The organism is Aquirufa sp. ROCK-SH2 (genome assembly GCF_054558315.1).
The window spans coordinates 147,029-171,757 of record NZ_JBPXKB010000004.1 but is presented as its reverse complement, the minus strand read 5'-3'; the positions used below and the strand labels follow the sequence as shown (position 1 = coordinate 171,757).

The window sequence follows — 24,729 nt, the reverse complement described above, 5'->3', positions numbered from 1 at the left end:
TTAAGGGATTAATTATTTTGCAATTTACAAAATAATGAGATTAGAATTCTCAATCCCTTACATATTTATCATGAACCCAAAACTATTGAAAAGCAGATTGCAAAGAAGGAAAACCAGCATAATCTCCCAACAAAGTTATATTTCGATCGGCAGCAGCTTTCTTCAATGATTCAAATTGGCCTACTCGAGGTAATGCATGAGGAATAAAATAAGACTTTAAAAATTTCAAACCTTTCAATTGACCGGTATATAATTCCAATTCTTTGGCAATTTCTTGGGAAGAAATTCCATGGGACAAACTTGTTACCGATATCAACTTTTTACCTTTGGGGGCATAGGATGCTTGAATATTACTCAAACAAGAAAAATGCAGGATAGCTCCAGAATTTTTAGGCAGTAAATGAATCAAAGGAGCATCATTCGGAAATTCATCCGCAGAAAAATAATACGTAGTGCATGCATTAAAAGAATCTGCATCCAACTCCACTCCCAATAATTGAGCAGCGCCTTTTGCGTCACAAGCCAATTTTAAGTTTGAAAAAGTAATTTTCTTTCCTGAAGCAAGTTGTACTTCATTTGTATCTATTTTGACAATTAGGGTATTGAGCAAAACTGAATCAGGATTCAATCTATGCAACAATTGCTCTGCCAAAGCTTTTATCCCATTTTCTGGCAAGGCAGCTTGTCCTTCCAAAAATTGCTTCAAATAAAAATCAAAAAGCGAAGCTGGTTGTTGAAAATTAGGATCTAAAAATACACCAGCGAAAAAAGGGAAAATGAATCGTTCGTAAAAATTTTTTGAAAAATTTAATTGTTGGATATATTGATTCACATCTAATTTAGCGGCCCCGATTGGCTTTATGTCACCTTGAATTTTTAACCAAAGTCGAGCTAATTTAATTGAATCTGATATGGTAAGCACTCCTTCTTTCAAGGCCTTAATAAAATCGAAGGGTCTTTTTAAAGGATTTAAAAACGGAACGAACTGATCGCCAATCCAAACATGTGCACCAGACTCAAAAAATCTCAGCTTCAAAGCAGTTAAATAAAAATTCCTTTGAACTCCCAAATAAGAGGTTTGCAATACTTGAAATCCATGATCAAGTAAATAACCATCCAATAGGTCAGTTTGAATTCGTCCACCTACTTTATCCGATTGCTCGATCAATAGATAGGGAATAGATTGTTGTTCTAACTGAAAAGCAGCTTGCAATCCTGCAATTCCTGCACCTATAATAATGACAGGCTGAGTCACTTCGCTATTTGGCATGAGTTTGAAATTCAAAAAAACAAAATAATAACATTTTGTAAACATTTATTGCCCAACTTTGTTTAAAATTTGAACAAACCGCGAATACTTACAAAAGTTTAACGTCTTTTTTATTACTTTGCAGATTAAATGGATTCCTTAGAATGAATTACACAATTAAGGCTGAGAAAGAGTACAAATTTATCGATGAGGGTGATGGCGAAATTTTATTGCTACTTCATGGTTTATTTGGTGCCTTAAGCAATTGGGAAGGCGTTATTGAACATTTCAAAAAGCAATATCGTGTCATTATTCCCTTAATGCCAATTCATGAAATGCCTATTAAAGAGGCAGGTTGCGAAGGTTTAACGGTATTTATTGAAGGCTTCGTATCGCACATGAATTTAGAAAAATTCAGTATCATTGGAAATTCATTGGGCGGTCATGTCGCTTTAATTTACACATTGAAGCATCAAGAAAAAGTACAAAGATTGATTTTAACGGGTTCGTCTGGATTATTCGAAAATTCGATGGGTGGCTCTTATCCTAAAAGAGGAAATTACGAATACATCAAAGAAAGAGTAGAATATACGTTCTATGACCCAAAAACAGCCAGTAAAGACTTAGTAGACGAAGTTTTTGAAATCACGAATAGCATTCCAAAAGTTTTAAGAATCATCGCCATCGCAAAATCGGCACAAAGGAACAATATGGCAAAAGACATTGTTCGTATTACAAGGCCTACTTTGTTAATTTGGGGATTGAACGATACTATAACTCCACCACAAGTTGGACATGAATTTAATTCTTTGATTAAAGGCTCGGAATTACACTTCATTGATAAATGTTGTCATGCACCAATGATGGAAAGACCCCTAGAATTTAATGCAATATTAGACAAGTGGCTAGAAAATAATCCGGTATAACCATGATGATTTTATCCTACCTTTCTTTTGATTTCCCAACACTGAATCTTCAAGATACTGTTCAAAAAGCATTAAATACCTTAAATAAATCTAAAAAAACAGCATTAGCTGTTGTCGATAACAAAATTTTCATCGGAAATATTGATCAGTCTATTTTGTTACAATCGGGTTCACCTGAAATCAGGTTAAAAGATATTCAGTCAACATTTTCCAGCTGGAAAATGGAAACAGAAGAAGATTTATTGGCTAGTATTCCCGTTTTCGATAAAAGTGGATATGATTTGCTTGCTGTGACAGACGAAAAAAATCAATGGCAAGGTTATTTAACTTGGGATACACTCCAAAAAGAATTGTTTGCTACAGGATTTAATTCAGATCAAGGAGGAGTTATTCGACTACCATTTCATATTCAAAGAGATTCGTTTAGTCAAATTGCCCGAATCATTGAAGAAGAAAAAGGGCTGATAGTTCGTTCCTATTTAAAAACGAAAGAGCAATCAATCCCTGAAATGGTTATTCAAGTCCAATGCAATCAATTTGCTACTTTAATCCAAAGTTTAGAAAGACATGGTTTTATGGTAGAAAAAGCATTTATGTTTGGAAGACAAACGCAAGAAGTGGAAGCACAGCGTTTTGATTTATTAATGAAATATTTAAATCCATAATTTTGAGTTTAAAATTAGCCATACATGGTAAGAAATTCGCAGCGGACACATTGCCTCTGATGGAAAAACTGTGGAAGGATATCTTGGATAAAAATTGTCAAATTACTTTATCGGAAAGCTTTAAAAAGCATTTACTAGAACATGATTTCCAAGTAGGTGACATGCCTATTTACCAAGAAACCCAAGGCCCTGATCAGGTAGATATGATATGGAGCATTGGTGGAGATGGTACGCTTTTGGAAACATTAACTCATACAGGATCAAAACAAACACCTATTTTAGGTATCAATACAGGTAGATTAGGATTCTTAGCAACCTTATCTCCACCCGACGTAAGTGCTGCATTAGATAATTGCTTACATGGAAACTACAGAATTGAAGATAGATCCTTAGTAAGCGTTAAATCTGAATTAGATTTGTTCAAAAACACCTCATTCGGCTTGAATGAAGTAGGTATCATGAAAACGGATACTTCATCTATGATTGTTATTAAAGCATTCGTGGATGGTAATTATTTAAATACGTATTGGGCAGATGGATTAATTGTATCTACAGCAACCGGCTCAACAGGTTATTCGCTTTCCGTTGGAGGCCCCTTGGTTATGCCTTCGTCTGAAAATTTCATCATCGCTCCGATGAGTCCACATAATTTAAATGTACGCCCATTAGTCGTTTCCAACGAATCAAAGTTACGCTTCGAAGTAAGTAGTCGCAGCCAAAATTTCCTTGTTTCACTCGACTCAAGATCCAAAGTGGTGGACAGTCAATATGCCATCGAAGTTCAAAAAGAAGCATTTCCAGCCAAATTAGTGAAAATCCCAGGAGATGATTTCCTCAAAACCCTTCGGAATAAATTAAATTGGGGATTGGATGTTAGGAATTGATTTTTTCTTAACAATTTCATTATACAAATATAATATTGAACGTTTCTAATACAAATTGGTACTTCTTTGGTACTTTTTTGGTACCAAACACGCTATCTTTTTTCAAAAAAGAAGTGAAACTTTACATCATCAGTTGCAACGATAGGTAAAACCTAAATCCTTTAAAATAGGTACTTTATTCTAAAACCATTACTAAGATGAAAAAGTTGAAAATTACTCTAGGAATTTTATTTACATTACAAATGCTTGCTTTTGGAACTTTCGCCGCTAACAAATCTGAAAAAATTGAAAGTAAAAAATTAGTCAATAATACTTCAGACGCTTGCTGTTTGTATTGGGGAGGAACAAATTATTTAGGGGTGATTATGTGTGGCTATGGAGACATGAACTGCACGTATGCTGCCATCGCGCATGATTTTTTAATGAAAGGAAAAATTATGATTCTAACGAGAAGAAAAAAATAAATACCATTTATCTCATATTACCAAGGGGGCTTATGCCCCCTTTTTAGCTATTCTACTTTGATGAAAAAATACCACTACCTCCTTTTCTTCTATTTTATTGGCCAAGGAGCATTTGCACAAAAAACCGTTAAAATCACTTATTCATACCTAGATGATGTTGGATTTCAAAGTCCAAGTTTTTTATTTATCCACGAAAATGAAGCTAGCTTTCGAATAGTTGACCCAAGACCCAATGGCCTGTTTCAGCCTGAAAATACCCCAAATGAATTCATCAATCATTCAACACAAGAGGCCCCCAAACAAGCCTATTATGTAGATAATGATTCTATTTCTACTTTTTTCTTCTCTAATCAACATAAATCAATTGCGCGTTTCCCCTTTGAAGATGGGAAGGAGTTACTTTATGAGCAAGAAAATAAAATGGGCGGATGGAAATTAATTAATGAATCAAAAATCATCCAAAATTATCCTTGTAAAAAAGCTCTTATTGAAAAAAACGGCCGAAAATTCACTGTGTGGTACACCACAAAAATACCCATTTCGTTTGGCCCTTTGAAATTAAATGGACTACCTGGATTAATCCTAGAAGTGCAAGAAGCTGAAAAATATTGCAAAATAATATTTAAGTCCATGGAACTTGAAACCACAGATACCAGCCATCAATCCATAAAAAAATACTTATCAAACAAAAAAATACAAAGTTATACGGAGTATGAAAAAATGATGCTCAAGCGTATTGTAGGCAAAAAAGTTTTCATGGCCAATGAAATCGCAAAATTCAAAGTAGATCAAGGCATCGATTCTTCTGGAGAGCTAAAATTTATATTGGCAAATAACGAATTTTATGGTGCCATATTGGATCTCCCAATAAATATCGCTTCTGCCCTAGAGTCCATTAAACTTTGATGTATTGAAGGCCATCTACCTATTTTTTTGTCTCTGTACTTTCCATTTCAGTCTTTATTCTCAACGAATTCAAGGCACCATCCATTCTTTGAATGGAAAAGCTATTTCTAATGCAACTATTTTGATAAAATCACAGAAGAACAATGTTGATTTTGAGGAATTTTTCATTGGAAAAGATACGGGAGAATTTTCTTTCGAATTAGCGAATACATATAAAGAGGCTCTCTATTTGGAATTTACAGCCTTCAATTATTCGATTCAATTGGACAGTATTTTACAACCTCAAAAAAACAAAATCTACGAATTCAAGATCCTATTAGATGAAAAAAATCAAATTCTAAATGAAGTTATAGTATCTGAAAACAAACGATTTGAACAAAGGGGAGACACCACCGTTTATTCCGTCAAAGCTTTTAGAGATGGTACGGAAAGGAATGTAGAAGATGTTTTAAGAAAATTACCTGGTGTAGAAGTAAATGAGGATGACGGGAGCTTGAAATACCTTGGAAAGCGTGTGGAGGCAGTTCAATTGGATGGTGATGACCTCTTTGGTTATCGATATTCGACAGCGACCAAAAATATTTCTGCCGATATGATCGAAAAAATAGAGGCCATCGACAATTTCCATGCGAATCCATTATTTAAGGGCATGGAGGATTCAAAAACCACTGCCCTCAATTTAAAACTTAAAAAAGGAAAATGGGATTTATCTAAAAATGAATATGTGGGAATTGGTGGAGGAAATAAGTTAGCATTAGATTTGGGATTGAATCTAATTGCGGTTTCACCAAAATCTAAAACTTTCGCAACTTTCTCCTATAACAATATAGGGATGAACTCATCCGCATTTAACTTTTTTAATACTACACCGAATCAAATCAATGAAGAAAACTCCGCTTCAGCACCAAAATTGATCAACAATAAATTTCAAAATAGTAGCTTATCAGAAAGAAGAAGTAACATTAACGATCAAAAAAATAGCAACATCAATACCATTTATAAATTTAATGACCGATGGAGTTTAAGGGCAAATATGTTTATCTTAAAGGATCAACTTTGGAATGAAGAATTTTCAACGCAACAATATACCGTCCAACAGCAAATCACAGAATACAAAGACAAAACTACAAGTTCAAAAAGCCCTTTACATCAAGAATTTGAACTAAAGTTGATTCATAACCTAGGAACCAAACGACACTTTGAATGGTATATGAACCTTGGAGATGAAGAAGTATTTAACGATATCGACTTCTCAAAAAATGGACTCAACCCTTTAAAAACGTCATTACTCAGTAGGGATTTTTTATGGAACCAAAAAATAGATTATAGCCAAAAATACAAACAAAATTTGTTTCAATTCATTGCTCAATGGTCTAACAATTCTTCCCCTCAAATTTTCCAACCCATTCAGAATTTTTCATTTTCAAATTCTCAAAATACATTTAGCAATTATCAATCGAGCCATTTCAATAAAAATAGCAGCTTATATAAATTCAATTGGATTAAAAAACTGGCAAATTTCAACTTGAATTACGTTATCAAATACCAAACTGATGGCTTACGATTTCGTTCTTATTTATCAGAAAACGATATACAAGTACCTAATTTTCTAAATGATAATCATTATGAAAAATCTAAATTTACCCAACAAGCCATTTTGAATTACGATCGAAAAAAATGGAAAATTATTTTTGATCTAAGTGCTAACAAATGGATACAACATTTCAAAGAATATGTAAGCACAGAAAATATACAGAGTGAGTCTGATTTTTTAGGTGTTCATTTGGATGTGTTCAATGATTTTTCAAATGACACAAAATTGATGCTCTCATGGAAATTAGACAAATCAACCATCCCTGAAAACTACTTATTCATCAACCAAGTCGTGAATCAAAATAGAAGTACCATTCAAAACAAAGTAGCTTTGGATTTAGTGGCGAACAATCACATTTCAATTGGATATAGGAAAGATAATTTATCGAAGGGCATTAACCAAAGCTTTATTTTTTCCTATTTGAACAGTAAAAACTCTTTCATCTCAAATATTTCCATCAATGACAACTTTACAAAAATGATCTATTTCCAGTCTCCAAAAAGTAATCAATTCATGAATGGGAATTACACTTTTGATAAATACTTGTATGAACTAAAATGGAATATTAGCCATAGCTCAAATATCGGCTGGGGAAATAATTTCAATGAAATAAATTCAACGGGATTGAGAGAAAATAAGCAATTTTCTTACCTGGGCACTTTTGGAATTCGAACCATGCGAAAGCACTTGTTCGACATAGATAATAAATTTATCTATCAATTTTTTGAATACGAGAATCAAGATAATGAAAACATAAATACCTCATTGAATAATTCTTTCAAGCTCATTATTCATCCGTATAAAGCTTATTCGGCATGGTTAGTTTGGGAATATTATCGACCCAACTTATCAGATTCAAGTTCCTTCTCTTTTCTTGATTTCAAAATTGAACATAAAATCAAGTCTACTAAAGCCATAAAAGTAGCACTGTTAGGTAAAAACATTTTAAACCAAACGCATTTTACACAAATTAGCAATACAAGTTACTCTACACAGATTTTTCAAAGTAGTTTGTTACCCGGATATTGGATGCTAACAGCGAATTTGGAGTTTTGAAGAAGAGAGGAGAAAGAAGAGAGGAAAGAGGAAAGAGAAAAGAGAAGAGAGAAAAAACCTTTTACCTCTTACCTCTTACCTCTTACCTCATACCTCTTACCTCTTACCTCACTTAACTCTCTCTATCGTATAACTCAACAAATCACCTAAAGATTGTCGGTAGATTGACTCCGGGAAATTAGCCAAGATGAGTCTGGCTTCGTTGGCGATTTCATTCATTTTCTGAGTGGCATAAGATAAGCCGCCCGTAGATTTCACAAAATCGATTACTTCTTTTACCTTTTGGGGATTTTCAGATTCATTCTTGATGATCGAAATAATGTTTTTTCGCGTTTTTCGATCGGTATTTTGCAAGGCATAAATCAAGGGAAGCGTCATTTTCTTTTCTTTGATATCTATACCAAGTGGCTTACCAATTTCATCTTCACCATAATCAAATAAATCATCTTTGATTTGAAAAGCCAATCCTACTTTTTCTCCAAAAGTTCTTGCTTGATGGATCAATTCTTCGGTTGCTAATGTTGATTGGGCTCCCACTGCACAGCATGAGGCAATCAATGTAGCCGTTTTTTTACGAATAATTTCAAAATAAATATCTTCTGTGATATCTAATTTTCTTGCCTTTTCCATCTGCAATAATTCACCCTCTGACATTTCTCTGACTGCAGTAGAAACTGAACTTAATAATTCAAAATCCTTATTTTCAATAGAAAGTAAAAGTCCTTTGGACAATAAATAATCACCCACTAAAACAGCAATTTTATTTTTCCAAATAGCATTGACCGAGAAAAATCCTCTTCGGTAATTGGAGTCGTCTACTACGTCATCATGGACTAGGGTTGCCGTGTGCAAAAGTTCAATTAATGCAGCACCTCGATAGGTCTTTTCATTTATTTCACCAAAGCATGCCGCTGAAAGAAATACAAACATCGGACGCATCTGCTTGCCTTTTCTTTGAACGATGTAATTCATGATGGTATCCAAAAGCATTACTTTGGTTTTCATGAATTGTCTGAATTTCCCTTCAAATGCTTTCATCGGCTCTGCGATGGGGGCTTGAATTTTAGAAAGGGAAAGTGACATAATTGATTTTTTAGTAAATTTCCGCCTTAGGCAGGCTTGAATATTCGGTAAATTTAATCACATTTATGTGATATTTGTTATTTTAAACTCAAATATTCGATTTTTATGAGTAACATTTTAGTGCTAGCTGGAGGTTCGGTAAAAGGCGCATTTCAAGCAGGGGTGATCAAAGCATTGTTTGAAAAAGGATATCAACCAGATGCGATTTATGGGGTTTCGGCTGGGAGTTTAAATGCTTCCTTTCTAGTTAATCAATTTGGTTTACAACAAATTTCTGGAGAGCCAATAAATGCCGCACAAGCGGGTTTGGACTTATGGGATTTTTGGGAGACAAGAATCACTCGACCAGATTGTCTTTCTAAACCTTTGGGACTTTTTGAGTTAGGATGGACAGCTTTGACGAAAAAATTCAGAGGATTGGTTAGTACCAAACCTTTAAGAAATTTAGTAGAAGATATGCTCAGCATGCGAAATCTGCATGCGAGCCCCATTGGCTTAAAAATTGGTGCCGTGAACATTATAGATGGAGGAATACATTATGTAGATCCTTCTTTTGAGCATTTCTATGATTACCTAATGGCTTCATCAGCGGTCCCTATTTTAATGCCCGTCGTAAAAATTAATCGAGAAAATCGACTAAGTTTTTTAGATGGTGGTTTGAGAGATGTTGCCCCCTTACAACGTGCACTTTTAGATGGAGGAACAAATATTGTTTGCATCTGTTGCCATACAGAAGGCATAGAAGGTGGATTTTTTGATACAGGTGATTTATTAGCTTTGGTAGACCGAGTGATGGATATTGCAGTTAATGAAATTTTAAACGCGGATATTAAAGAATCTGTTTTAATCAACGATTCCTTACCAAAAGACGGCTCTGAAGCCTTGTCTGGGCCTCACAAAGGAAAAAAAAGGGTAAAGATTAGCGTAGTTAGACCTAAGCACCCGATTAATATTGATATTCAAACGTTTAACAAATTTGATATTCGTAGGTTATTGGAAGTAGGTTATGCCATGGGCAAAGAAATTCCGTTGGAATAATTAGCGAAAGGCGCGATTGATTTTTCAATTATTTCCAAAGCAGTATTTATTTCATCTTGCGTAATGCAAAGTGGAGGTGCTAATCGAATTTTATTTCCGTGTGTTGGTTTTGCCAAAAGGCCATTTTTCATTAATTCAATACAAATTTCCCATGCCATAGTGCTTTCTTCATCGGTGTTGATCTCTATCGCACAAAGCAGCCCCTTGCCTCTAATTGATTGAATAATAGGATATTTATCTTGAATTTCCTTTAAACCTTTTGTGAGTTGTTCACCACGTAGTCGTGCATTTTCTGCTAATTTTTCATCCTCTAGGATGTCTAATGCTTCTGATGCGACAGCGCATGCCAATGGATTTCCCCCGAAAGTGGATCCATGTTCGCCTGGCTTGATGGTTAACATGATTTCATTATTAGCCAAAACGGCGGATACGGGCATAAAACCTCCAGAAAGAGCTTTACCCAACAATAGGATATCAGGCTGTACCTGTTCGTGGTGGCAAGCTAGCCAAGCACCAGTCCTTCCTAAGCCAGTTTGGATTTCATCGGCAATAAATAAGACATTGGCTTTTTTACACAAATCATTCGCTTGAGATAAATAACCTTTGTCAGAAATGATAACTCCTGCTTCTCCTTGAATGGGCTCAATCATGAATCCAGCGACAAATGGGTCTTTCAGGGCTTCCTCCAAAGAAGGCAAATCATTGTATGGTATTTTGATGTATCCTTCTAAAAAGGGACCAAAATTATGAAAACTACTTGGGTCGGTAGAGGCTGAAATGGCTGCAATGGTTCTTCCCCAAAAATTCCCCTCGGCTACAATTATTTTTGCCTGATTAGGTGGAATTCCTTTTACTTCATAAGCCCATTTTCTGCAAAGTTTCAAAGCTGTTTCGCCAGCTTCTACACCAGTATTCATCATCAAGACTTTGTCATAACCGAATTTTTTGGCTAATTTTTTCTCTATTAATCCCAATTGGTCGTTGTAAAAAGCCCGAGAACTTAATGTCAAACGTTGAATTTGACGAGTCATTGCATCGATCAGTCGAGGATGACAATGTCCTTGGTTAACAGCACTATAGGCAGACAAAAAGTCTAAGTATTTATTTTCTTCAACGTCCCAAACAAAAACCCCCAACCCTTTGGATAAAACAAGGGGAAGGGGGTGATAATTATGAGCTCCAAAATTTAATTCTAAATCAATAAAATCTTGGCTACGCATGTGATTATTTTACTTCAAATGATCCTGTACCAATTTTAAAACCTTCTGAATACAGCTCAACACTGTATTTTCCAGGTTTGTAAGCTACACCACCACGGTTAAAAAGAATATCAACATTTTGATTATCGTTTGAATAAGTGATGTTTTGCTTGTTGGTGAAAACCATTTCTTTACCATCTAAAGTGAATTTTCCAGAACCAGCTGCTTCATCAGAAATGATAGCACCTTCTCCATCCAATACTCTTAGAAAAATAGTTTTTGTCTCCAATTTTGTAATTGGATTTTGTGCCAAGCTAAAACTGATTTTTAATTTCTCAATCTTTTTGCCATTGAATTTAGATCTTTCCAATTCCTTACCATTCGCTTTAACGGTAGTTACTTTTAGACCTTGAGCTTTCAATGCAGCACCAATACTAACTTTTCTTGCTAATTCTTTATTTCGTGCAGCAACTGAACTTATTGTGTCATTCAAAGTTTGATTTTGAGTTTTCAAACCTGTGTTTTCACTGTTCAATGTTTCATTTTTCGTTACTAAAACTTTATTATCTTCTGTTAAGATTCCATTTTGTCTTTTCAATTCAACAATTTCAGCATCTTTTTGACTTAAAACCAAATCATATTCTTTGATTTTAGCGGTATAAGATTCAATTGTTGCATGATTAGATTTTTTCAAAGAAGCTTTATCTTGCTCCAATTGCACTTTCAATGCCTCTAAGTCTTCTACTTGACCACCTAAAGACTTGATTTCAGCGATTTTGCTTTCTAATTGAGTCGAAATAGAATCCAATTTAGAACGAGTATTAGCTAATTCTGTTGCTTTTTCCTCGATGGTAGTAGCTTGAGATTTGGCTAAATCATTAGAACGGTAATATAATACACCTAGGACGGCAGTCAAAACAGCCAATACAATAAGGGCTATTTTTGACGTGTTGTTTGAGTTTTCCATTTGGAATAAATTGATTTTTAAGGGTTTAATTTTTGAAATTCTTTTTCGAAATTACAATTAAATATTAATAATTCCATTAAATTGACCTTTTTGGTTACTTTTGTTGAATTTTTATGCTTATGCCTACATATGATTTTTTAGTAATTGGTTCTGGAATAGCAGGCTTATCTTATGCTGCAAAATTGGCCGATCATTTTGAAAAACGAAATCAAGATGTGAAAATTGCTATTATTACTAAAACAATTGCTGAAGAAACAAATACCAAATATGCACAAGGTGGTATTGCAGCTGTTTGGGATTCAGCAGATTCTTTTGAAAAACACATCGATGACACCATGGTAGCTGGAGATTTCTTGAGTAATCGAGAAATTGTGGAAATTGTGGTAAAAGAGGCTCCCGATCGCTTAAAGGAATTGATTGAATATGGAACCGATTTTGATAAAAAAATAGATGGGAGTTTTGATTTAGTGAAAGAAGGAGGGCATTCGGATAAACGAATTTTACATTACAAAGATTCGACTGGAAATGAAATTGAACGTGCCCTTTTAGCAAAAATCAAATCATATCCTTCTGTTGATTTTTTTACGCATTATTTTGCGGTTGATTTGATTACCCAACATCATTTAGGTGAAAAAGTTACCAAAGACACTCCCAATAAAAAATGTTTTGGAGTGTACGTTTTGAATGAGAAAAGTCAAAAAGTAGAAACTTTTTTAGCAAAAACAACCTTATTAGCTACGGGTGGAATTGGACAAGTATATCAGTCCACAACCAATCCGACCATCGCAACAGGTGATGGAATCGCGATGGCCTATCGGGCGAAAGCATTTGTAGAAGGAATGGAATTTATTCAATTTCATCCGACAGCCTTGTATCATCCTGGGAAAAAACCTTCATTTTTAATATCTGAGGCTGTGCGGGGGCATGGAGGAATTTTGAAGAACGTAAATGGGGAAACTTTTATGGAAAAGTATGACGCCCGACTTTCTTTGGCACCTCGTGATATTGTTGCTCGGGCTATCGATTCAGAAATGAAGAAAAATGGCACTGACCATGTGTATTTAGACACTCGGCATATTCCCAAGCAGGAAATTTTAGAACATTTCCCTATGATTTATAATCATTGTTTGAAAAATTTGGGATTAGATATGTCAGAGGAAATGATTCCCGTAGTTCCTGCTCAACATTATTTATGTGGGGGAATTATTGTCAACGAATTTGGGCAAAGTAATATTGAAAATTTATACGCCGCTGGTGAATGCTCGTTCACAGGTTTACATGGTGCCAATCGTTTAGCTTCTAATTCTTTGCTGGAGGCCATTGTTTTTGCTCATCGGGCCTTTTTAAAATCTTTGGAAGATTTTGGAACGCAAATTTTACCTACAACGATACCTAATTGGAATGATGATGGCACTAGGCATCCAGAAGAAATGGTTTTAGTGACTGAAATGACCCGTGAATTAGAATCCATCATGAGTAATTATGTGGGAATTGTTCGCACGGACAGACGTCTGAAAAGAGCCTATGATCGCTTGGAACTAATTTATTTAGAACACGAAGAATTGTATCGTCAATCGAAAATCACTGTCCCATTGTGTGAACTTCGTAACATGATTAATGTAGCCTATTTAATTATCAAACACGCCAGGGCTAGAAAAGAAAACAAGGGTTTACATTATAATTTGGATTTGATTCAGAAACCGATGTTTTGATGTATGACGTATGATGTATGATGTATGATGTATGATGTAGATTTGACACTATCCTTTAAACCGTGTCATATTAAAAAGATAGTATAATGTATCCCGCTAATCCACATATCATATCCAACTAATTGATAATTTAATCCAATTATCAGTTAATTATTTCTAAGATTTAATATACCTAGTAATTTGCATTGCCTTTTCGAAATCTCGATTCGAATTGCAAACAAGTGGTTTATTTACTAAAAAAGGTGGTTACAAATTGTTTCCACCTTTTTATTGAATTTTGGTTTCGAGAACCACCTCCCCTATTTCTCTCTTCTCTCGTCTCTCTTCTCTCTTCTTAAATTATTTCACTTCAATCACCTTACCCCTCTCACCAATTCCATTTTCATTGAAAGCTTCTATTTGAAAATAATAGGTACGCCCTTTGTCCATTGATTTAAAATAATATTCATTGGTTCCAAAAACCTGAACAGAGGTATATAATTTGTCTGGTGCTATCCCAGCATAAATAACATATCCGGTTGCTTTTGGATCTACTCCCCATTTTAACCAAGCACTTCGAGAATCATGTTCTCCCCTTAAAACAGCCAAATTTTTGATGATTCCAGGTTTTTCACCATGGCCTTTTCCGAAAACACGTAATCCACTGATAGCAAATTTACCGGCAGCCATGTGAATATTAATCATCTTTACAAAACGTGCTTCAACCGGTTTGGCAAGTTCTACATAATCATGTGGAACATCCGTTTTATTTTTCGATTTATCAATGATCAAATCCCACTTTTTACCATCTTTCGATGCCAAAACTTGGTATTGATGGTAGATTCCATTCATTTTACCCAGAAAACTAGAATCTACATCTTGATCAGCATAATTTAATTGGATTGCATTGATAGTAGAAACTTCCCCTAAATCCGACATAATCCATTCGCCTTTTTTATTACTTTGGGCTGACCAATAGGTTTTCAATTGTTCGTCGACGGCAAAATTAGGAGAATAAGCTTTCATGCTTGAAGATACTGCGACGGGTTTGTTATAATTCAGTAGCATCCAACCAGTGAATAAATCGCGTGGTTTTTCAAATTTCTTGGTAGGTAAATAATATGGATAATCGCCATAGGCCGTTTCTGTATATAAAATACCATCTTTGTCGAAAGTAGTTGGCCAAAGACCTAATCTTCTTTCAAAACTATTTTTCACGGCAATCGTAATGGTAGAAACATGCCAATAATTTCCGAATCTACCTTCAAAAGTGGCGCCATGCCCTGCCCCTCTGGTAAAACCACCGGGTTTAAAAGAAAATGGATTATGTGCTTGATAAGTAAAAGGCCCCATGGGTTTATCTGAAGTATAAACTCCATCCCCATAAGCCGAAAATTCAGTTCCTGGTGCCCCGTATTGCAAATAATATTTCCCTTTGTATTTATTCATCCAAGCGCCCTCCATAAATGGCTTCAAAAATGTATTGTCTTGATATTCGCCAAATCTCTCCCAGCCATGAATTTCATCGTCTAAATGGATCAAATCCTTTCGTTCACCAATAGGCTGTAAAGTTTTTCGATCAATTTCTTGTCCATACATTGGATAAAAATTACTTGACCCATGGTATAAATACAAACGATTATCATCATCTAAAAAAAAGGCAGGATCCCAAGCTCCCGCTGTAAAAGCGTGGACTGCTTCTTTCCAAGTATCTTTTTGTGGACTTTGACTGTACCAAAGGGTAAAATCTTTGGCATAAGTGGAACCAATCACCAACAAACTATCACCCAATGTTACAGTTGCTGGTGCACATAATTCATCATACACTTTATGATAGGGTTGTAAAAATCGTCTTGGCACAAAATTCCATTTTGCCATATTATCACTCCACCAATATCCCCATTGATTCGTTGAAAACAAATAATATTTATCCTTGAAATAAGAAATTACAGGATCAGCAGTAGCCCGATGCCTCCCTTGCTCAGAAAAATTTGGAATAGGAGTAAATCCATAATCCAAGTTCATTGGATTACAATAAGTTTCTTGGGCTTTTAATGATTGGGAAGAAAGAACGAAACAAATGAAGCATGTAATTGAACTTAATAGAACAAATTTCATATTTTTGAGGTTAAGTAAAAGATTGCCAAAAATAATAAATAAATCGAATTTTTTAAATTGACTCAGATGCAATTCATGACTAAAAATCTAGGAATTTTTATTGCTTTGCTCATTATTACGAGTTGGTTTTTTCATTTGGCATTTTGGATAAATCAAGAAATCGATTTTAAAAATCCATGGATTTATTTAGCAATTTTAATTCAAACACATTTATATACAGGACTTTTCATTAGTTCTCATGATTCAATTCACGGAGTTGTTTCAACACAATACCCTACCATCAATCGAATCATTGGTCGAATTTGCACCGTTCTTTTTGCTTTTAATAATTACAGCCTTTTAAGTAGAAAACATCACTTGCATCATGCGCATGTAAATACAGAAAAGGACCCTGATGTACATCAAGGCAATTTCTTTCTATGGTGGTTCAAATTCATCCTGCAATATGTTCATTGGTCCCAAATATTAGCGATGGCCATCGCCTATAATGTCTTAAAAATCTGGTTTCCAATGGAAAATTTGATTCTATTTTGGGAGTTACCTGCTATATTGAGCACTTTGCAACTTTTCTACTTTGGTACCTATTTACCACACAGAGGAGCACATTCTATGGATAATATACATCAATCCAGAAGTCAGAAAAAAAATGATTTATGGGCATTTATTTCTTGTTATTTTTTTGGTTACCATTATGAACATCATGCATTTCCCTATTTACCATGGTGGAAATTAGCCTCAAGTAAAAAAGATTAGGCCATCCGTGCAGCCAAAAATTGACAAATACAGGTCAAACTTCCCCTTTGGTACATAACAAATACACAAATATTTTTTCTAAATTTGCAGCAACAAATCCGTATACATTACACTCCCAATGAAAGAACCAAAATATAAGCGTATACTTCTAAAATTATCAGGAGAATCATTATCAACACAATCTGAAGTGATAGACCCTTACATATTAGATCAATATGCTGCTGAGATTAAAAAAATACATGATTTAGGCGTGGAAGTAGCCATTGTAATTGGTGGTGGAAATATTTTCAGGGGAGCTGCAGCTGCAAAAGCAGGCATAGATCGAGTTCAGGGTGATTATATGGGTATGTTAGCAACCGTTATCAACGGAATGGCGGTACAAGCATCTTTGGAAAAACATGGTTTGTACACTAGAATGATGACTGCCCTGAAAATGGAATCCGTATGTGAGCCATTTATTAGAAGAAGAGCCATGCGCCATTTGGAAAAAGGCAGGATTGTCATTTTTGGTGCAGGCACAGGTAATCCATATTTCACAACAGATTCTACGGCCTCTCTAAGAGCTATTGAAATTGAAGCGGACGTTGTTTTAAAAGGGACACGAGTGGATGGTGTTTATACTGCCGACCCAGAAAAAGACCCTAATGCCACAAAATACACCCATTTAAGTTTTAGTGAAGCTATTCAAAAAGGCTTAAAAATCATGGATACAACGGCATTTACCTTATGCCAAGAAAATAAAGTACCGATTATTGTATTCGATATGAACAAAATTGGAAATTTAGCAGCTGTTGTTGCTGGAGAAGACGTAGGTACATTAATTAGTTAATTGAAATTTTAAAAAATGGAAGAATTAGAATTTTACATAGAGGCGGGTCAAGAGACCATGGATGGTGCGATCAAACACTTGAACATTGAATTGTCTAAAATCAGAGCGGGCAAAGCAAGCACAAGTATGTTAGATGGATTAATGATAGATTACTATGGAATGATGACTCCCATTACAGGAGCGGCATCCATTACTACCCCAGATGCAAGAACCATTGCGATCAAGCCTTTTGAAAAAGGAATTTTTGGAGAAATTGAAAAAGCTATTCGTAATTCTAGTCTTGGCTTAAATCCAATGAACGATGGAGATATGATTCGTTTGAACATTCCACCTTTGACAGAAGAAAGAAGAAGGGATTTGGTTAAACGCGTCAAGCAAGAAATTGAAACGGCAAAAATCAATATCCGAAATGCTCGTCAAGATGCCAATAACAACATCAAAAAATTAAAAGGAGAAGGTGTTTCTGAAGACGCTATTAAAATGAGTGAGGAGAAAATCCAAAAAATAACAGATGCATTTATCCAAAAAATCGATCAAATATTTACTGATAAGGAAAAGGATATTATGTCCGTTTAATTTAGGTAAGAGGTAAAAGGTAAAAGGTAAAAGAAGTAATAAGAGGTAAAAGGTATAGTAAATTAAAACTATTACCTTTTACCTCTTACCTTTTACCTCAACTATCGGTTCATCGAAACCAAAAACTCCTCATTACTACGAGTACCTTTCATTTGCTGTTGCAAGAATTCCATTGCTTCTACCGAGTTCATATCTGACATGTGCTTACGCAATATCCAAACACGTTGTAACACAGCAGGATCCATCAATAAGTCTTCTCTTCTTGTACCCGAAGCAGTCACATCGATCGATGGGTAAATTCTTCTGTTGGCCAATTTACGATCCAATTGAAGCTCCATATTACCTGTTCCTTTGAATTCCTCAAAGATTACCTCATCCATTTTAGAACCTGTTTCAATCAAGGCTGTAGCAATGATCGTCAATGATCCCCCATTTTCTACATTTCTAGCTGCTCCAAAGAAACGTTTTGGCTTATGTAAAGCATTGGCATCCACACCACCTGATAAAATCTTACCTGATGATGGAACAACTGTATTATAGGCTCTAGCTAAACGTGTGATTGAATCCAATAAGATTACCACATCATGCCCGCATTCTACCATTCTTTTTGCCTTTTCCAACACAATACTTGCCACTTTCACGTGACGTTCAGCTTGCTCATCAAAAGTAGATGAAATCACCTCTGCACGAACACTTCTTTGCATGTCTGTCACCTCTTCCGGTCTTTCATCGATCAATAAAATAATCAAATAAACCTCTGGATGATTACGAGAAATTGCGTTGGCAATGTCTTTCAACAAAACCGTTTTACCTGTCTTCGGTTGAGCCACAATCATTCCACGTTGTCCTTTACCAATTGGTGCAAACAAATCTAGGATACGTGTTGAATAATTATCCGCATTGGTAGACAAATTCAATTTCTCCTCTGGAAACAAAGGAGTCAAATACTCAAAATTAATACGATCACGAATTTCATCTGTTGTTTTACCATTCACTGATTCAATTTTCAGTAAGGCAAAATACTTTTCACCTTCTTTTGGCGGACGTATCGTTCCTTTAATGGTATCACCTGTTTTCAAACCAAACATTTTGATCTGAGACGGAGATACATAAATATCATCTGGAGATGCTAAGTAATTATAATCTGACGAACGCATGAAACCATATCCACCATCTTGCATAATTTCTAAAACACCATCATTTTCAATTAAACCATCCAATTCTTTGATGATGTGATTGTAATTATTGCGTTTGAAACTATTTGCTGGTGGAGCACTTACAACATCATCCTTTGGTAATTTACTAACATCAACGGCCTGATTGGAGTGATCCTCTCCCGTAATAAAGGAAGTATCTACGATGAAATCATCTGGAGGAACAATGGCATCGTATTCGATGGGTTCTTCTTCGATAGGATTATTTACAACAATTTCATCAGCAACGTTTTCTGAAATCGCAGGTGTGTTAACCTCCAATTCCGATTTAGGTTGTGATAATTCATCTTCTGAATTTCTTTTTATTCTTTGACGTTTAGGTCTTTCTACTGAGGGTGTATCTTCTTGTACTTTTTTTACTCTCCGAATCGGTTTATCTTCCATAAAATGGGGAAATGATGAATCAAAAATTGAAAAAATTAGCGTTTTCCTTGGTCTAGGGAATTCTTAAAAATTAAGAAATTATGCGATAAAACAACCTAAATAAGACTTTTTGGAAACTGTAATCTTGATTGAAACGTTTGCGAGTTTGAAACGTAATGCAATAGTACATTAGAAACTTTAGATTGTCAAGTAATTTTTGAAAAAGAAATTATGAAGTAAGAGGTAATAGGTAATAGGTAAGAGGTAAAAGGTAAGAGGTAAGAGGTAAGAGGTAAGAGGTAAGAGGTAAGAGGTAATAAGTAATAGGTAAGATTAGAGCTAAGTCAAAAAACTTTTACCTATTACCTCTTACCTTTTACCTAAAATACTATTTTTGTATTCACAATGAAAAGTTCCAAAGAAAAATTAGCTGATATTCTAAAAATCCGACGGGAGGCTGGCTTGCTTAGGACTTTGCAAATCATTGAAGATAAAATCGATTTTTGCTCCAATGATTATTTAGGTTTGGCTCGTGATAAAGATCTAAGTCAATTAATTAGCCACGATTTCGAAACTTTTCAGAATTCCAATCAAAATTTACCCATCAACGGAGCCACAGGATCTCGCTTAATTTCTGGGAATTCCCATTTAATTGAACAGTTTGAAAAAGAGTGTGCTGAATTTCATCAAGCAGAAGCCGCATTGCTATTCGGCTCTGGATTCGATGCAAATTTGGGTATCATTTCATGTATTCCTCAAGAGGGCGACGTTATTTTTTGTGATAAATTAATTCATGCTAGTTTAATTGATGGATTAAAACTGAACAAAATTGAAAAACGAATTTTCAAACACAATAATTTAGCAGACTTGCAACACCTATTGGAGCAATATCCGATGGAAACACCCAAGTGGATTATTGTGGAATCTATTTACTCGATGGATGGCGATGAAGCTCCTTTGCACGAACTCATTTCTTTAAAAAGTAAATACAATGCAGAAATCATTGTTGACGAAGCTCATTCAGGTGGAATATACGGACCTCAAGGTGAAGGGAAATGTGTTGAATTAGGAATTCAACATGAAATATTTGCTCGAATTGTGACCTTTGGTAAGGCTTGGGGAAATGCTGGAGCTGTTGTTCTAGGGTCTCAAATTTTAAAAGAATTTTTAATCAATTTTGCTAGAACCTTCATTTATTCCACAGCTCCTAATCCATTACATATCAATAGTTTAAGCACTACATTAAAACATTTAAAAAGTTTGGATGTAGCTAGAAAACAATTATTTGACAATATTTCATTTTTTAGAAATAATAAAACAAGTCCCGATTGGGGCGAAAGCCAATCTGCCATTCAAACTTTTTTTGTAAAGGGAAATCTAGAAGTTAGAAACAAAGCTAAAATTGCTCAAGAAATGGGTTTTGCAATCAAACCAATTGTCTATCCTACAGTAGCAAAAGGAAAAGAAAGAATTAGAATTACATTGAGTGCATTATCCCAAAAAAAGGATATGCTAAATTTGATAGAAATATTGGAAAATAATGAATAGAGAAAATCAATTGGTCATTGCTGGAATTGGTACAGAAATTGGTAAAACAGTCGTTTCTGCTATTTTAACGAAGGCATTAAAAGCTCATTATTGGAAACCAATTCAATCAGGAAATATAGAAGATGGTGATTCTTTTCAAGTCAAAAAATGGGTAAATGAAGAAAATTTACACATTTTTCCAAGTACTTACGAATTAACTCAACCCTTATCCCCACATACTGCGGCTGAAATAGACGGCGTAGAAATTGATTTAGAAAAATTCCATCTTCCACAATCTGAAGATCCGCTGATTGTTGAATTAGCAGGGGGCATCATGGTTCCACTCAATTCCAAACACACGAATTTAGATTTATTGAAAAAATTAGGTTTGCCAGTTGTGCTCGTTTCTAAAAACTATTTGGGAAGTATCAATCACACCTTGTTAACTTTTGAACAATTAAAAGCCAAGCAAATACCCATCAAAGGAATAATTTTTAATGGACCCGCAAATCCTTCTGGAGAAACATTTATTGAAAATTATACTCAATTACCCGTGCTATTAAGAATTCAGCAAGAGCCCTTTATCAACGAAGAAATCATCGAAAAATATGCCAAACAATTCCAACTTTAGTCTTTCTGAAAGAGATGCTAAAATAATTTGGCATCCCTTTACACAACACCAAATAGAACCCACTAGCATACCGATTGTATCTGGAAAAGGAGTGGAATTATTTGATGAAAACGGGAAAGTATATATAGATGCAATTTCATCTTGGTGGGTGAATATTCATGGGCACGCACATCCCTATTTGGCAGAAAAAATCTACCAACAAGCACTAAAATTAGAACAGGTCATTTTTGCAGGTTTTACCCATGAGCCTGCCGTTCAATTGGCAGAACGATTATTATCTCACCTTCCCAGCAATTTTGAAAAAGTATTCTTTTCTGATAATGGAAGCACTGCTGTAGAGGTTGCTGTCAAAATGGCTTTGCAATATTTTCACAACTTAGGACAAACTTTCAAAAGAAAAATACTCGCATTCGAAGGTGCTTATCATGGCGATACATTTGGTGCAATGAGTTTAGGGGCCCCTAGCCTATTCAATGCTCCTTTTCAAGATATGTTATTTGAAGTGGAATTTTTGCCAAATCCTATTGAATCGAAAATTTGTATCGATGAATTAAAAAACAAAATGCAACAGGCAGATGAATATGCTGCTTTTATTTTTGAACCCTTGATTCAAGGTGCAGGAGGCATGAATATGTATAGCGCCGAAACATTAAATGAATTAATTCAGATTGCACAAGAAAACAATGTTTTATGTATTGCAGATGAAATCATGACGGGTTTTGGAAGAACAGGTAAATGGTTTGCCATGGATTATTTGGATCAAAAACCTGATATCGCTTGCTTTTCAAAAGGATTAACTGGGGGTATGATGGCTTTGGGCGCAACCTGCTGTTCAGAAAATTTATACATGGCATTTTTATCCAATGACCGCAAAAAAACATTGTTTCATTCGCATTCTTTCACCGCAAACCCTTTAGCTTGTGCTGCTGCCAATGCAAGTATGGATTTGATGGAGGAAGAAAGTATTTGGAAAAACATTGAAAGAGTACAGCAATCTCACAAAGATTGGGGAGCAAAGCTCAAAAATCATAGTGTTATCAAAAATTGCAGACAATTAGGTACCATTATTGCCTTTGAAATTGAAACTGGAGAAAGTAAAAGTTATACCCATTCCATTAGAGACATAGCCTATCAATATTTCATTGAAAATGGTATTTTGATGCGCCCATTGGGCAATACTTTGTATATATTAGCTCCTTATTGCATAAAAAATCAAGAACTTGATTTTATTTACCAAACAATTGAAAATTTTGTACAAACAATCAAAGGTCAATGAATTCACCCAACTTCGTTTTCGGTTCTGCTTTAGCGGTCATCAGCTTAGGTTATTTACTAAAGTCTTGGGGATTTATCCGTTTAAGTGATGCTAAATCGATCTCTAGGTTATTGATGTATTCCACCTTTCCAGCATTGGTCTTCACCACAATGATCAAAGTTGAGATAAGTGCAGAATTATTGTGGATGCCATTTATTTGCATTGTATTTGGAAGTATTTGTTCTCTTTTGGGTTTTCAATTGTTTAAAAATGAGGAGAATCCAGAAGATCGAGGCATATTAACCATGGGTTGCGCAGGATATAATTTAGGTTTATTTGCTTTTCCATTGATTGAAGGAATTTGGGGTTGGAAAGGTTTACTTTATGCAGCGATGTTTGATTTAGGTAATTCCTTCATCAATTTCATTGTAACTTATGGTGTTGGAAATTATTTGTCGAGCCACCCGAAAAAAGGAAACATTTACAAGCATATTTTCAAAAAAGTATTTTCACTCCCACCCTTTCAAGCCATGTTAATTGGCTTAGGAATTAATTTATTAAACATCCCCGTTCCAGAATTTTTATCTGAAATCATCGGTGTCGTAGCGAAAGGCAATAAACCTTTGGTATTATTATTAATGGGAATTTATTTCAGTGTTAGATTACCTAAATCCATCTATTTCAAGGTATTCAAAGTTTTGGGCTTTAGGTATCTATTGGGTTTATTGGTGGGATTTGCACTTTTCTATACAGTACCATTCGATATTCATTACAGAAATATGTTGTTAATATGTATCATTCTACCTGCTGGAATGACTTTGATTACCTATTCAGATGAATTAGAGTTCAACACAAGTATTGCAGCGGCATTGGTCAATTTTTCCATGTTAATCAGCTTTGCGCTCATGTGGATTTTGGTAAATGCCTTTCAGATGGCCACCTAATACCAAATTAATTTGGTAATTTTGCAAACAAAATTCACCTTCTATCGTTTGTTTAGATAGAAAAACAATAATCTATGGTAGTCCCTTACAAAGACCAGTCGAAAGGCAAAAAAGAACAAGTTGCTGACATGTTCGATTCAATCTCGCCCAAATATGATTTCTTAAATCATTTATTAAGTGGTGGAATTGATATTATCTGGCGAAAAAAGGCTATCCAATTATTACAAAATAAAGGCATTAAATCGGTATTGGATATTGCAACTGGTACAGGTGATTTTGCCATAGAAACCTTAAAAATTAAACCTGAGAAAATAGTTGGCGTTGATATTTCTGAAGGCATGTTATCATTTGGCAAAGAAAAAATCAAGAAACTTGGCTTAGAGGATAAAATCAGTTTACAAGTTGGCGACTCAGAAAATCTTCCTTTTGAAGACAATAGTTTTGACGCAATTACCGTTAGTTTTGGAGTAAGAAATTATGAAAATCTTGAAAAAGGACTGACAGATATGTTAAGAGTGTTAAAACCAGGAGGATATTGCTTGATTCTTGAATTTTCGAATCCAAAGAACTTTCCCATGAAGCAATTATATGCCTTTTACTCTAAATACATATTACCATTTTTGGGAAAAATGATTTCAAAAGATTCTGCAGCTTACACTTATTTACCTGAATCAGTTCAAGCATTTCCAGATGGAAAAGCATTTTTAGAAATTTATCAGAAAGTTGGATATACCCAAACACAATGGATTCCGATGACAGGTGGCATTTGTTCCATATATTTAGGTAGAAAATAGTAT

Annotated in this window: 22 protein-coding genes; 16 read left to right on the top strand and 6 right to left on the bottom strand. The window is 34.8% G+C overall.

Annotation, left to right across the window (positions count from 1 at the left end):
- Nucleotides 1-82: 82 nt before the first annotated feature.
- On the bottom strand, nt 83-1,270 hold the full coding sequence (locus V7S79_RS10510; protein ID WP_459490548.1) for an FAD-dependent oxidoreductase: 1,188 nt from the start codon (nt 1,268-1,270) through the stop codon (nt 83-85).
- Between the two features lie 143 nt (nt 1,271-1,413).
- On the opposite strand from V7S79_RS10510, the gene V7S79_RS10505 reads away from it, so the two are divergent.
- The 6 genes from V7S79_RS10505 to V7S79_RS10480 all read left to right on the top strand — a co-directional run bounded on the left by V7S79_RS10505 (nt 1,414) and on the right by V7S79_RS10480 (nt 7,744).
- Nucleotides 1,414-2,175 (top strand): alpha/beta fold hydrolase, encoded by a 762-nt coding sequence (locus V7S79_RS10505; RefSeq protein ID WP_459490547.1) that lies wholly within the window; start codon nt 1,414-1,416, stop codon nt 2,173-2,175.
- Nucleotides 2,176-2,177: 2 nt separating this feature from the next.
- Nucleotides 2,178-2,840: a CBS domain-containing protein gene (locus tag V7S79_RS10500; RefSeq protein ID WP_459490546.1), complete on the top strand. Its 663-nt coding sequence runs from the start codon at nt 2,178-2,180 to the stop codon at nt 2,838-2,840.
- 2 nt (nt 2,841-2,842) lie between these two features.
- On the top strand, nt 2,843-3,724 hold the full coding sequence (locus tag V7S79_RS10495) for an NAD kinase (protein ID WP_459490545.1): 882 nt from the start codon (nt 2,843-2,845) through the stop codon (nt 3,722-3,724).
- Between the two features lie 197 nt (nt 3,725-3,921).
- On the top strand, nt 3,922-4,188 hold the full coding sequence (locus tag V7S79_RS10490) for a hypothetical protein (protein WP_459490544.1): 267 nt from the start codon (nt 3,922-3,924) through the stop codon (nt 4,186-4,188).
- 60 nt (nt 4,189-4,248) lie between these two features.
- Nucleotides 4,249-5,094 carry a GLPGLI family protein gene (locus V7S79_RS10485; protein WP_459490543.1) on the top strand — a complete coding sequence of 282 codons (846 nt, stop codon included), beginning with the start codon at nt 4,249-4,251 and terminating at the stop codon, nt 5,092-5,094.
- Between the two features lie 4 nt (nt 5,095-5,098).
- Complete coding sequence (locus tag V7S79_RS10480; RefSeq protein ID WP_459490542.1) at nt 5,099-7,744, top strand: TonB-dependent receptor; 2,646 nt, start codon at nt 5,099-5,101, stop codon at nt 7,742-7,744.
- 108 nt (nt 7,745-7,852) lie between these two features.
- Here V7S79_RS10480 and V7S79_RS10475 read toward each other — a convergent pair whose 3' ends face one another.
- Complete coding sequence (locus V7S79_RS10475) at nt 7,853-8,827, bottom strand: polyprenyl synthetase family protein (RefSeq protein WP_459490541.1); 975 nt, start codon at nt 8,825-8,827, stop codon at nt 7,853-7,855.
- A gap of 105 nt (nt 8,828-8,932) precedes the next feature.
- On the opposite strand from V7S79_RS10475, the gene V7S79_RS10470 reads away from it, so the two are divergent.
- Nucleotides 8,933-9,865, top strand: coding sequence for a patatin-like phospholipase family protein (locus tag V7S79_RS10470; protein WP_459490540.1), 933 nt, complete (start codon nt 8,933-8,935; stop codon nt 9,863-9,865).
- Here V7S79_RS10470 and rocD read toward each other — a convergent pair.
- Complete coding sequence (rocD, locus tag V7S79_RS10465; RefSeq protein ID WP_459490539.1) at nt 9,832-11,085, bottom strand: ornithine--oxo-acid transaminase; 1,254 nt, start codon at nt 11,083-11,085, stop codon at nt 9,832-9,834. The two genes, V7S79_RS10470 and rocD, sit on opposite strands and share 34 nt — an antisense overlap.
- A 4-nt stretch (nt 11,086-11,089) precedes the next feature.
- The gene (locus V7S79_RS10460) at nt 11,090-12,031 is read right to left on the bottom strand and encodes a hypothetical protein (RefSeq protein ID WP_459490538.1); all 942 of its coding nucleotides are present in this window, start codon (nt 12,029-12,031) and stop codon (nt 11,090-11,092) included.
- 119 nt (nt 12,032-12,150) lie between these two features.
- On the opposite strand from V7S79_RS10460, the gene nadB reads away from it, so the two are divergent.
- The gene (gene nadB, locus V7S79_RS10455) at nt 12,151-13,743 is read left to right on the top strand and encodes an L-aspartate oxidase (RefSeq protein WP_459490537.1); all 1,593 of its coding nucleotides are present in this window, start codon (nt 12,151-12,153) and stop codon (nt 13,741-13,743) included.
- 339 nt (nt 13,744-14,082) lie between these two features.
- Here nadB and V7S79_RS10450 read toward each other — a convergent pair whose 3' ends face one another.
- Nucleotides 14,083-15,840: a family 43 glycosylhydrolase gene (locus V7S79_RS10450; protein ID WP_459490536.1), complete on the bottom strand. Its 1,758-nt coding sequence runs from the start codon at nt 15,838-15,840 to the stop codon at nt 14,083-14,085.
- 75 nt (nt 15,841-15,915) lie between these two features.
- Here V7S79_RS10450 and V7S79_RS10445 point away from each other — a divergent pair, with 75 nt between their 5' ends.
- The 3 genes from V7S79_RS10445 (at nt 15,916) to frr (ending at nt 17,998) form a co-directional block, all read left to right on the top strand.
- Nucleotides 15,916-16,593: a fatty acid desaturase gene (locus V7S79_RS10445; protein ID WP_459490535.1), complete on the top strand. Its 678-nt coding sequence runs from the start codon at nt 15,916-15,918 to the stop codon at nt 16,591-16,593.
- Nucleotides 16,594-16,711: 118 nt separating this feature from the next.
- On the top strand, nt 16,712-17,422 hold the full coding sequence (gene pyrH / locus V7S79_RS10440; RefSeq protein ID WP_459490534.1) for a UMP kinase: 711 nt from the start codon (nt 16,712-16,714) through the stop codon (nt 17,420-17,422).
- 15 nt (nt 17,423-17,437) lie between these two features.
- Nucleotides 17,438-17,998, top strand: a complete 561-nt coding sequence (gene frr, locus V7S79_RS10435; protein WP_459490533.1) for a ribosome recycling factor — start codon at nt 17,438-17,440, stop codon at nt 17,996-17,998.
- A 101-nt stretch (nt 17,999-18,099) separates the two neighbouring features.
- Here the strand turns inward: frr and rho are convergent, their stop codons facing one another.
- Nucleotides 18,100-19,596: a transcription termination factor Rho gene (rho, locus tag V7S79_RS10430; protein ID WP_459490532.1), complete on the bottom strand. Its 1,497-nt coding sequence runs from the start codon at nt 19,594-19,596 to the stop codon at nt 18,100-18,102.
- Nucleotides 19,597-19,980: 384 nt separating this feature from the next.
- Between rho and V7S79_RS10425 the strand changes: the two genes are divergently transcribed.
- The 5 genes from V7S79_RS10425 (at nt 19,981) to ubiE (ending at nt 24,726) form a co-directional block, all read left to right on the top strand.
- A complete protein-coding gene (locus tag V7S79_RS10425; RefSeq protein WP_459490531.1) occupies nt 19,981-21,123 on the top strand; it encodes an aminotransferase class I/II-fold pyridoxal phosphate-dependent enzyme in 1,143 nt (380 codons plus the stop codon).
- Nucleotides 21,116-21,733, top strand: a complete 618-nt coding sequence (gene bioD / locus V7S79_RS10420) for a dethiobiotin synthase (protein ID WP_459490530.1) — start codon at nt 21,116-21,118, stop codon at nt 21,731-21,733. The genes V7S79_RS10425 and bioD overlap by 8 nt, the downstream gene beginning before the upstream one ends.
- The gene (gene bioA / locus V7S79_RS10415) at nt 21,711-23,009 is read left to right on the top strand and encodes an adenosylmethionine--8-amino-7-oxononanoate transaminase (protein ID WP_459490529.1); all 1,299 of its coding nucleotides are present in this window, start codon (nt 21,711-21,713) and stop codon (nt 23,007-23,009) included. The genes bioD and bioA overlap by 23 nt, the downstream gene beginning before the upstream one ends.
- Nucleotides 23,006-23,932: an AEC family transporter gene (locus V7S79_RS10410; protein ID WP_459490528.1), complete on the top strand. Its 927-nt coding sequence runs from the start codon at nt 23,006-23,008 to the stop codon at nt 23,930-23,932. The genes bioA and V7S79_RS10410 overlap by 4 nt, the downstream gene beginning before the upstream one ends.
- 74 nt (nt 23,933-24,006) lie before the next feature.
- Nucleotides 24,007-24,726, top strand: a complete 720-nt coding sequence (gene ubiE / locus V7S79_RS10405; RefSeq protein ID WP_459490527.1) for a bifunctional demethylmenaquinone methyltransferase/2-methoxy-6-polyprenyl-1,4-benzoquinol methylase UbiE — start codon at nt 24,007-24,009, stop codon at nt 24,724-24,726.
- The last annotated feature ends 3 nt before the right edge of the window (nt 24,727-24,729 follow it).

Coding starts and splice junctions, on each gene's coding strand:
- V7S79_RS10490 (WP_459490544.1), top strand. CDS start 3,922: ATGAAAAAGTTGAAAATTACTCTAGGAATTTTATTTACATTACAAATG.
- bioA (WP_459490529.1), top strand. CDS start 21,711: ATGCCAAACAATTCCAACTTTAGTCTTTCTGAAAGAGATGCTAAAATA.
- V7S79_RS10460 (WP_459490538.1), bottom strand. CDS start 12,031: ATGGAAAACTCAAACAACACGTCAAAAATAGCCCTTATTGTATTGGCT.
- rocD (WP_459490539.1), bottom strand. CDS start 11,085: ATGCGTAGCCAAGATTTTATTGATTTAGAATTAAATTTTGGAGCTCAT.
- V7S79_RS10425 (WP_459490531.1), top strand. CDS start 19,981: ATGAAAAGTTCCAAAGAAAAATTAGCTGATATTCTAAAAATCCGACGG.
- nadB (WP_459490537.1), top strand. CDS start 12,151: ATGCCTACATATGATTTTTTAGTAATTGGTTCTGGAATAGCAGGCTTA.
- pyrH (WP_459490534.1), top strand. CDS start 16,712: ATGAAAGAACCAAAATATAAGCGTATACTTCTAAAATTATCAGGAGAA.
- bioD (WP_459490530.1), top strand. CDS start 21,116: ATGAATAGAGAAAATCAATTGGTCATTGCTGGAATTGGTACAGAAATT.
- rho (WP_459490532.1), bottom strand. CDS start 19,596: ATGGAAGATAAACCGATTCGGAGAGTAAAAAAAGTACAAGAAGATACA.
- V7S79_RS10410 (WP_459490528.1), top strand. CDS start 23,006: ATGAATTCACCCAACTTCGTTTTCGGTTCTGCTTTAGCGGTCATCAGC.
- V7S79_RS10445 (WP_459490535.1), top strand. CDS start 15,916: ATGACTAAAAATCTAGGAATTTTTATTGCTTTGCTCATTATTACGAGT.
- frr (WP_459490533.1), top strand. CDS start 17,438: ATGGAAGAATTAGAATTTTACATAGAGGCGGGTCAAGAGACCATGGAT.
- V7S79_RS10475 (WP_459490541.1), bottom strand. CDS start 8,827: ATGTCACTTTCCCTTTCTAAAATTCAAGCCCCCATCGCAGAGCCGATG.
- V7S79_RS10450 (WP_459490536.1), bottom strand. CDS start 15,840: ATGAAATTTGTTCTATTAAGTTCAATTACATGCTTCATTTGTTTCGTT.
- V7S79_RS10500 (WP_459490546.1), top strand. CDS start 2,178: ATGATGATTTTATCCTACCTTTCTTTTGATTTCCCAACACTGAATCTT.
- V7S79_RS10505 (WP_459490547.1), top strand. CDS start 1,414: ATGAATTACACAATTAAGGCTGAGAAAGAGTACAAATTTATCGATGAG.
- V7S79_RS10510 (WP_459490548.1), bottom strand. CDS start 1,270: ATGCCAAATAGCGAAGTGACTCAGCCTGTCATTATTATAGGTGCAGGA.
- V7S79_RS10485 (WP_459490543.1), top strand. CDS start 4,249: ATGAAAAAATACCACTACCTCCTTTTCTTCTATTTTATTGGCCAAGGA.
- ubiE (WP_459490527.1), top strand. CDS start 24,007: ATGGTAGTCCCTTACAAAGACCAGTCGAAAGGCAAAAAAGAACAAGTT.
- V7S79_RS10470 (WP_459490540.1), top strand. CDS start 8,933: ATGAGTAACATTTTAGTGCTAGCTGGAGGTTCGGTAAAAGGCGCATTT.